This is a genomic window from Streptomyces sp. NPDC001530 (assembly GCF_042894545.1).
GTDB lineage: Bacteria > Actinomycetota > Actinomycetes > Streptomycetales > Streptomycetaceae > Streptomyces.
Map to the genome: position 1 here is coordinate 326,480 of NZ_JBIAVS010000014.1, position 13,806 is coordinate 340,285.

10 protein-coding genes are annotated in these 13,806 nt (G+C 67.7%); 5 read left to right on the forward strand and 5 right to left on the reverse strand.

Annotation, left to right across the window (positions count from 1 at the left end; translation table 11 throughout):
* Positions 1–38 precede the first annotated feature (38 nt).
* On the reverse strand, positions 39–1,754 hold the full coding sequence (locus tag ACFY0T_RS29375) for a GAF domain-containing protein (RefSeq protein WP_388876772.1): 1,716 nt from the start codon (positions 1,752–1,754) through the stop codon (positions 39–41).
* A gap of 269 nt (positions 1,755–2,023) precedes the next feature.
* Here ACFY0T_RS29375 and ACFY0T_RS29380 point away from each other — a divergent pair, with 269 nt between their 5' ends.
* The 3 genes from ACFY0T_RS29380 to ACFY0T_RS29390 are packed head-to-tail and all read left to right on the forward strand — an operon-like array spanning position 2,024 to position 4,199.
* Entirely contained in the window at positions 2,024–2,992 is a 969-nt protein-coding gene (locus ACFY0T_RS29380; protein WP_388876775.1) for an acetylxylan esterase, read from the forward strand.
* Positions 2,993–3,000: 8 nt separating this feature from the next.
* Complete coding sequence (locus ACFY0T_RS29385; protein WP_388876777.1) at positions 3,001–3,402, forward strand: nuclear transport factor 2 family protein; 402 nt, start codon at positions 3,001–3,003, stop codon at positions 3,400–3,402.
* Positions 3,387–4,199 (forward strand): recombinase family protein, encoded by an 813-nt coding sequence (locus ACFY0T_RS29390; protein WP_388876780.1) that lies wholly within the window; start codon positions 3,387–3,389, stop codon positions 4,197–4,199. The genes ACFY0T_RS29385 and ACFY0T_RS29390 overlap by 16 nt, the downstream gene beginning before the upstream one ends.
* A 42-nt stretch (positions 4,200–4,241) precedes the next feature.
* Here the strand turns inward: ACFY0T_RS29390 and ACFY0T_RS29395 are convergent, their stop codons facing one another.
* Positions 4,242–4,526, reverse strand: coding sequence for a hypothetical protein (locus ACFY0T_RS29395; RefSeq protein WP_388876783.1), 285 nt, complete (start codon positions 4,524–4,526; stop codon positions 4,242–4,244).
* Positions 4,527–5,946: 1,420 nt separating this feature from the next.
* On the opposite strand from ACFY0T_RS29395, the gene ACFY0T_RS29400 reads away from it, so the two are divergent.
* Positions 5,947–8,340, forward strand: a complete 2,394-nt coding sequence (locus tag ACFY0T_RS29400) for a DUF4157 domain-containing protein (RefSeq protein ID WP_388876786.1) — start codon at positions 5,947–5,949, stop codon at positions 8,338–8,340.
* A 626-nt stretch (positions 8,341–8,966) separates the two neighbouring features.
* Here the strand turns inward: ACFY0T_RS29400 and ACFY0T_RS29405 are convergent.
* The gene (locus ACFY0T_RS29405) at positions 8,967–9,455 is read right to left on the reverse strand and encodes a DUF6650 family protein (RefSeq protein ID WP_388876789.1); all 489 of its coding nucleotides are present in this window, start codon (positions 9,453–9,455) and stop codon (positions 8,967–8,969) included.
* Between the two features lie 251 nt (positions 9,456–9,706).
* Positions 9,707–10,945: an IS110 family transposase gene (locus tag ACFY0T_RS29410; RefSeq protein ID WP_388876792.1), complete on the reverse strand. Its 1,239-nt coding sequence runs from the start codon at positions 10,943–10,945 to the stop codon at positions 9,707–9,709.
* A 300-nt stretch (positions 10,946–11,245) separates the two neighbouring features.
* Here ACFY0T_RS29410 and ACFY0T_RS29415 point away from each other — a divergent pair, with 300 nt between their 5' ends.
* On the forward strand, positions 11,246–11,842 hold the full coding sequence (locus ACFY0T_RS29415; RefSeq protein ID WP_388876795.1) for a hypothetical protein: 597 nt from the start codon (positions 11,246–11,248) through the stop codon (positions 11,840–11,842).
* 1,091 nt (positions 11,843–12,933) lie between these two features.
* Here ACFY0T_RS29415 and ACFY0T_RS29420 read toward each other — a convergent pair.
* Positions 12,934–13,458 (reverse strand): NUDIX domain-containing protein, encoded by a 525-nt coding sequence (locus ACFY0T_RS29420; protein ID WP_388876798.1) that lies wholly within the window; start codon positions 13,456–13,458, stop codon positions 12,934–12,936.
* Positions 13,459–13,806: the final 348 nt, after the last annotated feature.

Here is a 13,806-nt window from a genome sequence, read left to right on the forward strand (position 1 = left end):
CGCGACCGCAGCAGAAGACATCCCCTGGAACCCGCGACTCAGCGTGACCGGAGCGGCACCCGCCACTGCAGTCGTGTGCCGCCCTCCTGACGTGTCGCCACCGTCAGTTCCCCGCCGAGCCGTTCGGCCCGTTCCGCGAGGTTGCGCAGGCCGCTGCGGCGGCCGCCGTCCGTGTCGATGCCGACGCCGTTGTCGTCGACGCGGAGCGTGAGGTGGCCCTCGCGTACGACGAGGGCCACCTCCGCCGCGCCGGCCGCCGCGTGCCGGGCCACATTGGTGAGGGCCTCGCCGACGACGGCGAGGGCGTCCTCGGCCATGGCGCCGGGCACGTCCACGTCGATCAGCCCCTCCATCCGCAGGGCCGGCGTGAAGCCGAGCACGCGGGCCGCCTGCTCCAGGGCGCGCACCACGCGGATGCGCAGACCGGCGTCGGGGGTCTCGTGGGCGCGCAGCCCGAAGATGGTCGAGCGGATGATCTTGATGGTGGTGTCCAGGTCGTCGACGGCCCGGCCGAGCCGCTCGGCGGCCTGTGGATGCTGCACGAAACGCTGGGCGCTCTGCAGGGTCATCCCGGTCGCGAACAGCCGCTGGATCGCGAGGTCGTGCAGGTCGCGGGCGATCCGGTCGCGGTCCTCGAGCAGGCTCAACTGCTCGGCGTCGCGCCGCCGTTCGGCGAGCTCCATCGCGAGCGCGGCTTGCCCTGCGAACCCGAGCAGCGGCGCGGTCTCGACTTCCGTGAAGGGCGGCCGTCCGACGCCCCGGGCCAGCATGAGGACTCCGCGCAGCCCCTCTCGCGTGCCCATGGGTACGGCGACGGCGGGCCCGAGGCCCTCCCAGCGGTCGGGGCCGTAGCTGATCCGGGTGTCCTTGCGTACGTCGGCGGTGGCCACGAGCGTGCCCGCGGTCAGGGCGGCGCCGGCGAACGTGCCCTCCCTGGGCAGCACGAGCCCGAGGTGCGTCTCGGCGTGCTGCCCGAGCGCGAACGCCCCGCGCAGATCGCCGGTGCCCTCGACCACGAGGTCGACGACGCCCAGGTCGGCCCCGGTGATCTCCCGGGCCCGCTCCAGCATGACCTCCATGACCTGCGGCTCGGCCACCCCGGACAGCAGCCCGCTGGTGATCTCCGCGCCGGCCTCCAGCCAGCGTTCCCTGAGCCTGACCTCGCCGTACAGGCGGGCGTTCTCGATGGCCACACCGGCGGCCACGGCGAGGGTGGCGAGGACGGCCTCGTCCTCGGGGTCGAATTCTCCCCCGCCGCGCTTCTCGGTCAGATAGAGGTTGCCGAACACCGTGTCGCGCACCCGGATCGGGGCTCCGAGGAAGGTGCGCATCGGCGGATGGTGCGGCGGGAATCCGGACGACGCCGGGTGCTCGGACAGTTCCGCCAGCCGCAACAGCTCGGGATGCCGGATGAGTTCGCCCAGCAGGCCGTGCCCCGAGGGCAGGTCGCCGATCGCCGCCCATACCTGGTCGCTGACGCCCACGGGGATGAACTGCGCGAGTTTCTGCTGCTGTCCGATGACTCCGAGCGCTCCGTACTCGGCGTCCACCAGCACGACGGCGGCCTCGACGATACGGCGCAGCACCTGCGCCAGGTCGAGCTCACGCCCGACCGACAGCACCGCCTCCAGCAGGCCTTGCAGCCGGTCGCGGGTGCCACGGACGGTCTCGATCCGCCCCTGGAGTTCCTCCAGCAACTCGTCCAGGCGCAGTTTCGGCAAACCGGTCCCGTGCCTGCGCCCGTCCCCTCCCATGCGCCCCTCCCCCGGTGAGAGCCGACGAGACGTCACCGCTCGGTCTCTCACGGTAGCCGCTGAACGGGGCCGTGGCAGCGGGAAGTTGCTCACCGCCCTGTTGAACCGGCCTCCAGCCCGGCTCGCCGACGCGGACGAGGGCGCGGACGAGGCGCGACGGAATGGATCACGGCCCGGCCGGCGGCCCGTCGCGAGGCAGGCTTGGCGCCCTTCGATGGCACACGTACGGTGTGATCATCCGCACCCGCTGATGTCAAAGGTGGTCCTTCATGGCCCTGTTCGACCTCCCCCTCGACGAACTCCGCGACTACCGCAGCGCGTCCGCCGAGCCCGAGGACTTCGACGCCTTCTGGGCCAAGACGCTCCAGGAGGCCCGTGCGCACGACCTCAACGCCCGCTTCGAGCCGATCGAGACCCCTCTCAAGACCGTCAAGACCTACGACGTCACGTTCGCCGGATTCGGCGGGCACCCCATCAAGGGCTGGCTGACCGTGCCGGCCTGGGCCAACTCGCCATTGCCCGCGGTCGTCGAGTTCATCGGGTACGGCGGCGGACGCGGTCTGCCGCACACGCATCTGCTGTGGGCCTCGGCGGGCTTCGCGCACTTCGTGATGGACACGCGCGGCCAGGCCAGCGCCTGGGGCGGCGGTGGCGAGACACCGGACCCGGTGGGCAGCGCACCCGCGTTCCCCGGTTACATGACCCGCGGGGTCGAGGACCCCGAGGGCTACTACTACCGGCGGCTGTTCACGGACGCGGTGCGTGCCGTGGAAGCGGCCCGCTCGCATCCGCTGGTCGACGCGGCACGCATGGCGGCCCTCGGCGGGAGCCAGGGCGGCGGCATCACCATCGCGGTGGGCGGTCTCGTGCCCGATCTGGCCGCGATCGCGCCCGACGTGCCGTTCCTGTGCGACTTCCCGCGCGCCACGGTGATCACCGACCGCGCCCCCTACCGGGAGATCGGCAACTACCTCAAGACCCACCGCGGCCGCACCGACCAGGTGCTGCGCACCCTCTCCTACTTCGACGGCGTGCACTTCGCCGCGCGCGGCAGGATGCCCTCCCTGTTCTCGGTGGCTCTGGAGGACCAGACCTGCCCACCGTCGACGGTCTTCGCGGCGTACAACGCGTGGGCGCACGACGACAAGAACATCGAGGTGTACGACTTCAACGACCACGAGGGCGGCGGCCCCTACCAGGAGGTGGCCCAGTTGCGCTGGCTGCTCAACCACCTCTGAGGCCGGCGATGGACACGGCTCAGGCGGCCCGGCGCTTCGTCCGGGTGTGGGAGCGGGCCTGGGCGGCCCACGACGTCGACGCGATCCTGGAGTTGTACGCCGACGACTGCGTCCACCGGTCCATGCCGTTCCGCGAGCCGCACCGGGGCCGGGACGAACTCGCCGCATATGTACGGTGGTCCTTCGCGGCCGAGCACGCGACCGACGTTCGGTTCTCCGAACCGGTGATCGGGCAGGACGGCCTCGCCGTCGCCGAGTTCCGCGTCCTCGCGGAGGAGGACGGACAGCCGTCGACGCTGGCGGGCTGCGTCTTCGTGCGCTTCGACGCGACCGGCCTGGCCGTGGAGACCCGTGACTACTGGCACAGCACCCCGGCGTACGTAACCTTTCTCCCATGGGAGATGACTTAGTACAGCGAGCGCACTGGGGGAATCTGGAGGGACAGAACTGGGCTGGCTTGGCCCGACTGTCCACCGAAGAGACCGAGGGCGAGATCTCCTCTGACGCTACGTCGGAGGAGGCTGGCCCTCGGTTCGTCACCGGTAGGGACATCAAGAGCACTGAGGAGCAGGAGAGGGACGGCCGCGGGTTCGTCGAGAGCCGAGGCGGTCGGTGTGTGCACACGTACATGGAGCCGGACACCTCCGCCTGGAAGCGCAAGCGCGTGCGTCTGCCCGATGGCAGTATCGGCTACCGCGTGGTGCGTCCCGTGTTCGAGGGCGCGTTAGAAGATCTCAAGCGAGGCAAGGCCCCGAACGGCGAGCGCATCGACGGATTGATCGTCTACGACATCGACCGTCTGACCCGGGACCCCCGGCATCTTGAAGACGCCATCGAGACCGTTGAGCACTACCACTGGCCGATCATCGACATCACGGGCACCTTGGATCTGTTGACCGACAACGGGCGCGCCATGGCACGTGTCGTCGTTGCCATGGCCAACAAGCAGTCCGCCGACACCGCTCGCCGCGTTCGCCGCAATCACAAGGCGCGACGAGACCGGGGCATACCTGTCGGTGGGACGCGCCCGTTCGGATGGCAGGAGGACAAGCGCACCCTTGATCCGACCGAGGCCAAGCACATTCGGGACGCGGTCAAGCGCCTCATTGAGGGGGCCAGTTGGCATGCCATCGTGGCGGACTGGAACCGCAAGGGGATCACCATTTCACGCCCACCGGGTGGGGCCGTCAGGCCCCCGGAGTACTGAGACGGGCCTTGCTATGTGGACCCGGTGCGGTTGCCTTCGAGGCTAGAGGCCGCGAAGCGCCTGGTAGAGATCGCCGTAGGCGCTCCAGCAGTCGACGCTGCCATCGTCGTTCAGGCTGCCCATGTACCAGTCGTCGTCGTTGACGGGTTTCACCAGACATAGTCCATGAAACCCCAAGACGATCTCGGCGTCGAGCCGTTCATCTTCTGCTGGCCAGCCCTGCCACGTCACGACGCGATCGTTGTCGAGAGCTGTGGCCTCCCGATCGCCGGAGACGTTGCGGATCTCCTCCAGGGTCCACCCTGCCGGTAGTTGCTCGTCTGCCATCCAATGATGATGACAGCCACCGCAGCAGCCGAGTCGTGGCACACATGCCCTCTCAGAGCACCGCTTTAGGAGTTCGATCCGATCACGTTCCGGCTGCTGCCGTCGACTGGTGCGACGGCCGGAAGCCTTCTGATCCGTAGCTCTATCTGGACCGGTCGGTCGCGGTCATACCGATCCCCTCAAAGCTCTGAGGGACGTGACTGGTCGGGTGCGGTCGCTGGGTCCCTGTATCTGTTGCTGTACAGCACAACACCTACGGGGGAGGCGACGGTATGGAGCGGGAGCAGCTTCAACAGCTGCTGACCCGGTGACTGCGAGGCGTCCTGGCCGCTTTGGCCACGCTCCGCAGCGGCTCCTCTCACGTGCTCTGGGACGGCACCGCTTCCGTCGAGTCGCTCGTCGCAACCGTCGATCACGGCCAGATGTCCGAGGCTATCTGGATGGATCACGAGATTGAAGGACGCCATCCGGCGGGTGCCCCGCTTGCGGAGTGATCGCTATCCCTGGGGAAAGGCTCGGTTGTGGCGAACCAGCGGTCCGGGGCCGCACGACCGTGCGCACTTTTATTCACTGGTCATCGTCACCGCTGCGCCGCGTGCCGTGACAACTGTTAGAAATACAGTCACTCTGGCGCCAAACGCATTCGAGAGATCGATGGTCTCGCCGCCCTGTGCCCCAATGCATCCGAGGGTCATGCCAGTCTGGGCAGGGACGTCAAGGACCAACCCATCTTGAGGTCCCGTCGCCCCACTTCCTCGAAACTGACTTGGGGGCGTCAGCACTTGTACGCCACCTTGCGAGGTTTCGATATTCCTGGCCCAGATGTGCAGGAGAAAGTCTTCATCGCTGGTCACATGAACGACGCTCTCGTTATCGCCGAGACCGAAGTACCCACGTACGATGTGGTCACCAGTTGGCATAGGAATTTCTCACCTTCGGCTTGATGCTGAGTCCGCTGCTCTAGACATGTGGCGCGGGTCTTGGCGCTGGTGAAGGCGCCATGCCGATCGGGCGGGAGTGCAACGGGGGCGCGCGGTGGCGAACATCAGCTTGGGAAGCTCAGGTGATCGGGAGGCTGATTGGGCCTCTGGCCTGCTGGTACCCCGTGGTCGCGGCGCTCGCTGGTGCTGTTGCTTTCCCCGTGATTCCCCGCTGCTCCCCGCCTGTTCTGGCACGAGAGTGGCACGGGAGCGGCCCTAGATGGCCGCATCTGCCTGAGGGCTTGCCGGTCAGGCACTACCAGCACTTGCGAACGTTGCAGGCTGCCGGCCTGATCACCCAACGCCCCAGCCAGTCGTCCCGGTCTTGACCACCCTGGCCGCAGCCATGAACGTCACAGCCAACCGCCCGCCCTCGACGTGAGCTGCGCGTGACAGGCCAGTGACGGCGTCGTGATGGGTGGGGTAGGACCCTGCCGTTCATGAAGAGCTGGGTGCGCCGTGCGAGCGAGCCGCGGCGGGACAAGCCGGTGCTCCCGTCCGGCGGCACGCCTCTCGATACCGGGGTGCGCAGGGTCATGGAGGGGCGGTTCTGGTACGACTTCAGTGCCGTACGGGTGCATACCGACTCCGCGGCCAACGAATCCGCCGCTGCCATCGGAGCCCGTGCTTACACATCGGGCCGGGACATCGTCTTCGGCGCCGGTCGCTACGACCCGCAGAGCGCGGCCGGTCGGCGGTTGCTGGCGCACGAACTGGCCCATGTCGTCCAGCAGTCCGGCCATCCCGGCACACCTCAGGGGCAAGCCGGCGCGGAGGCCGAGGCCCGTGATATGGCCGCCGGCCGAGCGGGCTCCGTCACCGGCCGCGTGGGCAGCGGTCTGGTGCAGGCCGACGACGATCCCGCGGAGCTGCGTCGGCAACTGGCCGCCCTGGAGCGGCAGGCGGCGACCCCGGCGAACCTTTCGCCGGACGAACTGGCGAGTTTGACCGCCCGCCGCAACGAGCTGCAGGCCCGCCTGGCCGCAGCCGTACGTGCGGCGGCACACACCAGCGGCACCGAACCTCCGGTGTCGCGGCTGGCCGGACAGCAGCCGGTCGGCGAGAGCCCTACGCCGGAGAGCATGGTTCGGCTGGTGGTCGAGCAGCGGCACTTCGCCGCCTCCGGGCCGTCTCCCGAGGGTGGTGTGCAGCCCATCCGCGGCACAGCGCTGGAGGAGGGCGTACGGGGAAAGGCAGCCGGTCCCGGCTACCAGACCAATGCCGCCATCCAGGTGATGGACGCACAGGGCCGGCAGGTCGCCTTCGAGCTGGCCCAGTACGCAGGCGGCTCCCAGCCGCACGCCGAGGCCCAAGGCGTGGTCCGACTCCGGTTCCGGCTGGCCGGGCAGAACCTCGCGGGCGGGAAGCTGGTGGTCGCGGTCGACCAGGTCGCGTGCGAGGGATGCCTGGCCCGGCTGCGGAACCTCGCCACCGATCTTCGATTGTCGTCCTACGAGGTCTGGGCGCCCACGGCTCAGGAAGGCCGGACCGCCGGTCCAAAGTGGACGGCACGGACCGCCGCCACCGCCTCGGCGCGGCCGGCTCCCTCCCCGGTCTCCGAGACGCCCGGCGGTGCGGCGTACCGCTACGAGCCGCGCATGATCCAGGGCGAGATGCTCGCACCACCGTCAGCCCCACCGGCGTCGGTCCCACCGGCGTCAGCCCCACCACCGTCAGCCCCTCCGGCGCCACCCGCCACGCCCGCGACGAAAACCGCCGCACCTGCGGCCAAGCCGCCCGCAGCCGAATCGGAAACCGCCCGGGCCCCTCGGCCCGCGACACCCGAGCCGGCACCAGCCGGACGGCCCACGGCCGAGCCGGAAACCATCCGGCCCACCCGGTCCGCTCGGCCTGCGGCACCCGAGCCGGCCTCGGCCAAGCGGCTCGGCTCGACGCCACCGGAGTCCGCCGGGATACCGCGCGGCCGTCCCGGCTCCGTCGAACTGATCGGCCACGCCCACGCCGGAGCCACCGGTGCCCTGATGAGCCAGGCGATGACGCGGCTCAACGAGGTCGCCCGAGAGCACCCCGACGACAAGGACTTGGTGTGGACCGTCAACACCGTCACCACCGCCCTGGATGTCGAGAGCTTCATCAAGGATCCGAAGGGCTTCGTGGCCGGCGAGATCAAGGCGGGGATCTTCAACGCCATCTTCAGTCACTACAGCGAGAAGCTCGCGACGATCAGGCAGTCGTTCGAGGACCGGTTCCCGGCGCTCGCGCAGATCCAGAAGGACCCGATCGGCACGGGCATGAGCCTGGAGTCGTATCGGAAGGACTACGAGGCGGCCCGGGCGCGGCTCCGCGTCCCGGGCGCCAGCCGAGCGCTCCTCTACGTGGGTGTGGCATTGTCCGCCGGCAAGGACGACCCGCCCGAGGCGATCCAGCAACGCCTGCACGAGGTCGACGAGGCGGTCGCCAAGGCGTACGACACCCAGGACTACTTCGAGAAGTACGAGTGGCAGTACACCCGCTACCAGTTCGCGATGTATCTCCTCTCCGGCCGCCTAGAGCAGCTGTCCGTCGAATATGCCGACCTGCCGGCCGGCATGGCTGACGATCTCCGGACCCGCGGCCGGGCCGTGCACCAGGCCGCCGACGTCTTCCGGGACACACGCAAATCGCTGTGGGACAGGAGGCTGGTCGTCTTCGCCCCGGTGCTGGGGTTCGCCCAAGATCTGGAAACGGCGGCCGACGGCCTGGACGCGATCGCCCATCAGTTTGAGTCCTTCGCATCCGCCGTCGGCAGCCGCCGGGCCGACTACGACCGTGAGGTCCAGCGGTTGCGGGCCGAGACAACGAGAATCGCGGAACGGCCCCTCTTCGGCCGGTAAGTCGCTGGTAGGACTCCGTTAGAAGGCGCCTGAAAAGCCTGTCAACGGTCCAGCACAGCAACAAGCCACTTACCCACGGGAAATCCGCAGGTAAGTGGCTTGATCAGTACGGCTTACTTCTTCTTACCCTGGGTCTTGCCGGGGATCTTGGTGAGCTGGGTTTTTACTGGTCAGGGGCGGTGGACTCGTACGCTCGGTGGTTATCGTTGGCCGTCATTGGGCACCGTCGAGCAGCCTCGGACGGCCCACAGATGGCCCAGCTTTGGCGCGCTCGACTGACGGCCGGCACCTTCGACGCGCCCAGTCTGAGCCTCAGCCGACGACAGTCAGCCACGACGGCGGGTGCGCCGACCGACCACGCACGCGTATGCCTCGCTGCACCCCCACCGGCCTCAGCCACGCTGCCGATGCCGTCGACCAGAGCAAGCCACGACAGCCGACCCGTGACGAGGGCGCCTGAGCCCTCAGCTTGGGAAGCTGCGGTCACTTCTGGTTGGTTCGGGCGCTGACCTGGGCGGACGGCCGAGGAGTGATCACTCCGGGTTGAGTCCCATTCACCGTGGTTCCCCGCTGTTCCCCGTCGTATCTGGTGCGGTAGTGGTGCACGTGGGGACGCCGCTGGGTACCTACTCGTCGTCGGTGTCAGAGGCAGGAAGGATGTTTGCCAGCTCTTCCGACAGCTCAAGCTTGTAGCGAGCAGCGATGACGCCAAGCTGAATCCCGAAAATCGCGCATAGCTCACCAAGCGCCGCTCCGAACGTGGCGCTCTCGAAGCGCCCGTGAACATGTCCCGAGTGGTTGGGGCCCGCAGCGTTCAGGAACCGCCGGCAAGCGGCTCGCATTGCCTTGAGGTTCTCTGCCAGGTCGTCCCCGGTGTCAGGTTCCATCAAGATCTGGGTCAACGTCTCCCTGATCTGGAGCACCGATGCGACGCAGTGCTCTGGCTCCTCGACTGCGTGTACGACGGCACGCGGCATTGTGAGGACTCTGCGGTCCTCCAGGTAGACAACAACCTTCTCGGCCACGGCCCGCTGGGGAACCGGCAGATCCCAGTCCACGCCGCCGAGCGGTGTGCTGAAGCCTTTGATTCGTCGCATGATCTCCAGAACCTTCACGCTCGGCATCCTAAGGAGGCCCGTGAGCGGCTGAGCTCGAAACAGGTTGAGTGGCTTGAAGTAACAGGCGCACTATTTCCAACTGTGGTGTTGGGGTGTTGGGGTGTGTGCAAGGGGGTTCACCTGGGTTCATGGGCGGCTGGCTGCCCAGGCGGGGACGGCTTCGGGTCTCGCCTGAACGGCCGTGAACGGGGATGAATGAGACGGGAACTGATTCGAAAATCCACCATTGACCTGTCCGTAGCCGCTGGTCAGGTGGCTCCTTCTGTTTGGAGGGTGACGTGGTAGCCGAGTTGGTTGAGCTGGCTGACCAGGCGTCGGGTCTGGCGGGCCCGGCCGGTGCGTTCGATGAAGTACCGGCCGCCGAGGTCGGCGTATTCGGTGTCGCGGGTGAACATGTGCCAGACGGAGATGAGGATCGAGTGCTGGAGGGCGACCAGGGCTCGCTTCTTGCCGCGTCGGGCGGCGATGCGCCGGTAGCGGGCGGCGAGGTAGGTGTCCTTGGTGCGGGACGCGCTGACGGCGGCCTGGCCGAGGGCGGCCTTGAGCCAGGGGTCCCCGTGTCGGGTCTTGCCAGGACCCTTTCTGCCGCCGGACTCGTTGTTGCCGGGGCAGACACCGGCCCATGGGGCCAGGTCGGCGTCCGTCGGGAAGCGGGCGATGTCGGCGCCAATCTCCGCGAGGATCACCTCGGCGACGCGGGTGCTGACGCCGGGGATGGTCACGAGCAGGTCGATGCCGCGGTGAAAGGGTGCGATCTGCTCGTCGATCCGCTCATCGAGTCGTTTCTCCATGGCGGTGCAGGCGTCGATGCGGTCCAGCATCGCGCGGGCCAAGAACGCGTGGTGGTCGGTGAACTGGCCGGTCAGGGCCTCGATAAGGGCGTCGGTCTTGCGTCGCATGGAGCCCTTGGCCAGGTCGGCCAGCATGTGCGGGTCACGTGCGCCGGTGATGAGGGCCTCCAGCATGGCCCGGCCGGAGACCCCCAGGATGTCGGAGACCACTGCGGACAGTTTGATCCCGGCGTCCTCCAGCAGCTTCTCCAGCCGCTGTGCCTCGCGGGTGCGTTCGCGGATGACCTCGGTGCGGTAGCGGGTCAGGTCCCGCAGCTGCCGGATCGGCTGAGGGGGCACGAACGAGGGCCGTACCAGGCCGTGTTCGACCAGTCGGGCGATCCACTCGGAGTCCTTCACGTCGGTCTTGCGGCCGGGCACTGCCTTCATGTGCCGGGCGTTGAGGAGCCAGGTCTCCATGTCGTGTTCGAGCAGGTAGAACACGGGCTTCCAGTAGGCGCCGGTGGCCTCCATACCGGCCACCGTGATGCCTTCGTCCAGGAGCCAGTCCCGCATCGTCAGCAGCCCGGAGGTCACCGAGGAGAAGGTACGGGTCTCACGGCGACGACGCTTTCCCGCACCGGGCACGCGGATCGTCACCTTCACGTCCACCTTGCTGATGTCGATCCCCGCACAGCGTTCGTGGATCACGTCCATCCCCTGGCACCCCCTCCCGATCGCGGCCGCGCGAGCACGTGACCGGCCGGCGGGGGTCCGGCAGGCAGAAGAAACTGATTCACGTGCTCGAAGCAACACATCCGGGTGCCTGACATTGGACCCCCAGCGTCCTACTGAGACACAGGCTCGGATCGCACCAAGTTTCCTCGACGTCCGCCGGGCGGCCACCCACCGATTTTCACGCCCACCGGGTGGGGCCGTCAGGCCCCCGGAGTACTGAGACGGAGTCCGCTGCTAACTCAGGTGCTGACGTGGCCTCCTTCGCGTTAGCGTGCGCCGGTGATCAGTGAAGAGGGGACGCGTCTGGGTGCGGAGGCCGCACGTCGTCTGGCGCAGTCAGGTCTCTACGAGTTCGAGCCGGGGCTGACGGACGCCGAGTTCGCGCGCATCGAGCGCGAGTACGGTTTCGAGTTCGCGGACGATCACCGCGCGTTCCTTGCAGCCGGCCTTCCTGTCAATGTTCCGCCTGAGGAGGGGCAGACCTGGTCCAAGCCCTGGCCCGAGTGGCGCAGCGAGGATCCGGCTGGGCTGCGCGAGCGGCTCAACCGGCCGGTCGAGGGGGTCCTCTTCGACGCCGAGCACAACGGGTTCTGGTGCGAGGCCTGGGGTGAGCGTCCGTCCGATGAAGCGGCCGCTGTGGCCACCGCACGGCTCCATCTTGCAGATGTGCCTGTGCTCGTACCGGTGTATGCCCACCGATACCTTCCCGCCGGTCGGGGAAGCTTCGGGCATCCGGTGCTCTCGATGTGGCAGACCGACGTCATCTACTACGGGCTGGACCTGGTCGACTACATGCACCAGGAGTTCGACGAGGCACGCGGCGACGTCGGGAGAACGAGCTGGATGACCAGCCGGGCCGACAGGGACAGGGCGTGAGGCGGGCTTGCCGCCCGATCGATCGGAAGCGATCGGGCCCGGGGGGTTGGCACATCCCACCCGCCTCACTGTGGAGTTAGAGATCAACTCCAGCGTGGTCGAACAGCTTCATGATCCCCGCCTACAGGACTTTCGCCCCGAGCGCGATGACCAACCGAGAAGCCGCCTTACGTAACCACCCAGATCTCACCTGGCCGGTGTCCGGAGTGACCATCCCTGCCACCTCATCTCATCGGACCGGGACCTACGCGGACGACGTAGGCCCCCCCGGGGCGCACGGCATCCGCTCGTCCAAAGGTCCCGGTCCCGCCTTGAGATGAGGCCCCTTCAGGGTAGCGGCGTCGCTCTGGATCCGTCAGCCCCTGCTTGCCGAACTCACCTGTACACCGGTTTACTTGAGTGTCCTCGGCGTGCGGACGGTGGCTATGTGCAGCGTGACGTCTAGGCGGGACCCATCACCAACGCATCACGCTTTCCAACTGTGTTGGTGGGAGATTGGACTGTGTGCGGGGGCGTTCACCTGCGTTCATGGGCGGGTGGCTGTCGACGCGGGGACGACTCTGGGTCTCGCCTGAACGGGCATTGAACGGGGCTGAATGAGACCGAATCTGAGACGGCCGCTCATGGTCCTAGAGCTGGCCTCGCCACCATGGCACGTCCAGGCTGTCAGCCGGGATGACCTTGGCCCTTGCCAGAATCTTCCCGTCGAGGGCCCACACGAGGGCGCGCAACTCACGCGCGCTCTTCTTGGGCAGTGCGTGAAGCACTGCTTCGAGGTGCTCGCGGAAGCCGGCGCCGTAACACCCGCACTCAGGGATGCCGCAATCGGGACCTGCGAGTGGATCTACAAGTTGTCTGAGGGGGCCATGGGCATAGGCCTGCCAGTGCCAGAACGCTTCTTCTGTGGCTTCGGGCCAGAAGCGGGTCCGCTCTAGCCGACGCAGGTCAGCTGTGCAAGATCCTGAAAGGCGATCAATGGACGGGTACCGTCGCCGTCTCCAGGGGCGGATAGGGAGGTCCCCCCGCAGGGCTGACGGGCGCCTACGCGGCATTGCCCCTTCGGTTGTCGGTCATGGGGGCAAGCTACAGAACTACGCGTCAGGTGGCCACCGCGTATCTGGTGGCCGAAGCCCTGAGCTTGGGAAGCTTGGGCTTCTTGGTGGCGGTTGCTGGGCTGACCTGCGACGGAGCGGTGTTGGAGCCCTGATCGTACCCGTGGTCAGTCCCCGCTGTTCCCCGTGGTTCCCCGCACGACCTGGCACGCGAATGGCACAGTCTCTTCGCCTCGAACGTCCACGATGGGACCCGGAGTATCTGAGCCTCAGCCGACGACCGAGGTGATCGGCGGTGTAACAGATCATCCGGAAGGGGTCGTGATCCGGATGGCCCTCGCCGATCTCGAAAGTGCCGAAGTGCACTATGGAACCGGGGTCGATCGTCGCCTGCAGTTCCTCGTCGATCTCCCGCACCAGGGTTTCGCCGTCGGACTCGCCCGGTTCACGATGACCGCCCGGGACGTAGAAGCGATCTTTGCTGTGACTGCGCGTCACCAACACTCGGTCATCCCGAACCAGGATCCATGCCACCTTCTCCGGCACGCCGTTGCTATTCGCCATGGCTCGGGACCGTATCGGAGGGCATCGTCTGCGTCAGCACCGTCCAGCCTCAGCCACGCTGCTGGCGACGCCTGTAAAGGAAGCTGCGCCGGCGGAAGCGTAGCGGCGAGCCTTGGGGAACGACCGCTTCGTCCCGAAGCAACTTGGACGGGCGCCTGGCCTTGGGCTGGTGTGGCGCTTACCTGCACTGACGGTCCGCAGACGTTCGCGCTCGTCCGCCGTTGTTCGTCGGCGTTGTCACGCAGTTACTGACCTCGTCGGAGTGTTGTCGGGGGTGACGTGTACTGATCCCTGCGGTAGGCCGGTTGTATGCGGTACGCGCAGGGCGGCGGACTGACGGCAGAGCGG

Bases quoted from the DNA above. Each gene is read 5' to 3' on its own strand.
- ACFY0T_RS29375 (WP_388876772.1), bottom strand. From the start codon at position 1,754: ATGGGAGGGGACGGGCGCAGGCACGGGACCGGTTTGCCGAAACTGCGC.
- ACFY0T_RS29395 (WP_388876783.1), bottom strand. From the start codon at position 4,526: ATGGCAGACGAGCAACTACCGGCAGGGTGGACCCTGGAGGAGATCCGC.
- ACFY0T_RS29385 (WP_388876777.1), top strand. From the start codon at position 3,001: ATGGACACGGCTCAGGCGGCCCGGCGCTTCGTCCGGGTGTGGGAGCGG.
- ACFY0T_RS29410 (WP_388876792.1), bottom strand. From the start codon at position 10,945: ATGGACGTGATCCACGAACGCTGTGCGGGGATCGACATCAGCAAGGTG.
- ACFY0T_RS29380 (WP_388876775.1), top strand. From the start codon at position 2,024: ATGGCCCTGTTCGACCTCCCCCTCGACGAACTCCGCGACTACCGCAGC.
- ACFY0T_RS29390 (WP_388876780.1), top strand. From the start codon at position 3,387: ATGGGAGATGACTTAGTACAGCGAGCGCACTGGGGGAATCTGGAGGGA.
- ACFY0T_RS29420 (WP_388876798.1), bottom strand. From the start codon at position 13,458: ATGGCGAATAGCAACGGCGTGCCGGAGAAGGTGGCATGGATCCTGGTT.
- ACFY0T_RS29400 (WP_388876786.1), top strand. From the start codon at position 5,947: ATGAAGAGCTGGGTGCGCCGTGCGAGCGAGCCGCGGCGGGACAAGCCG.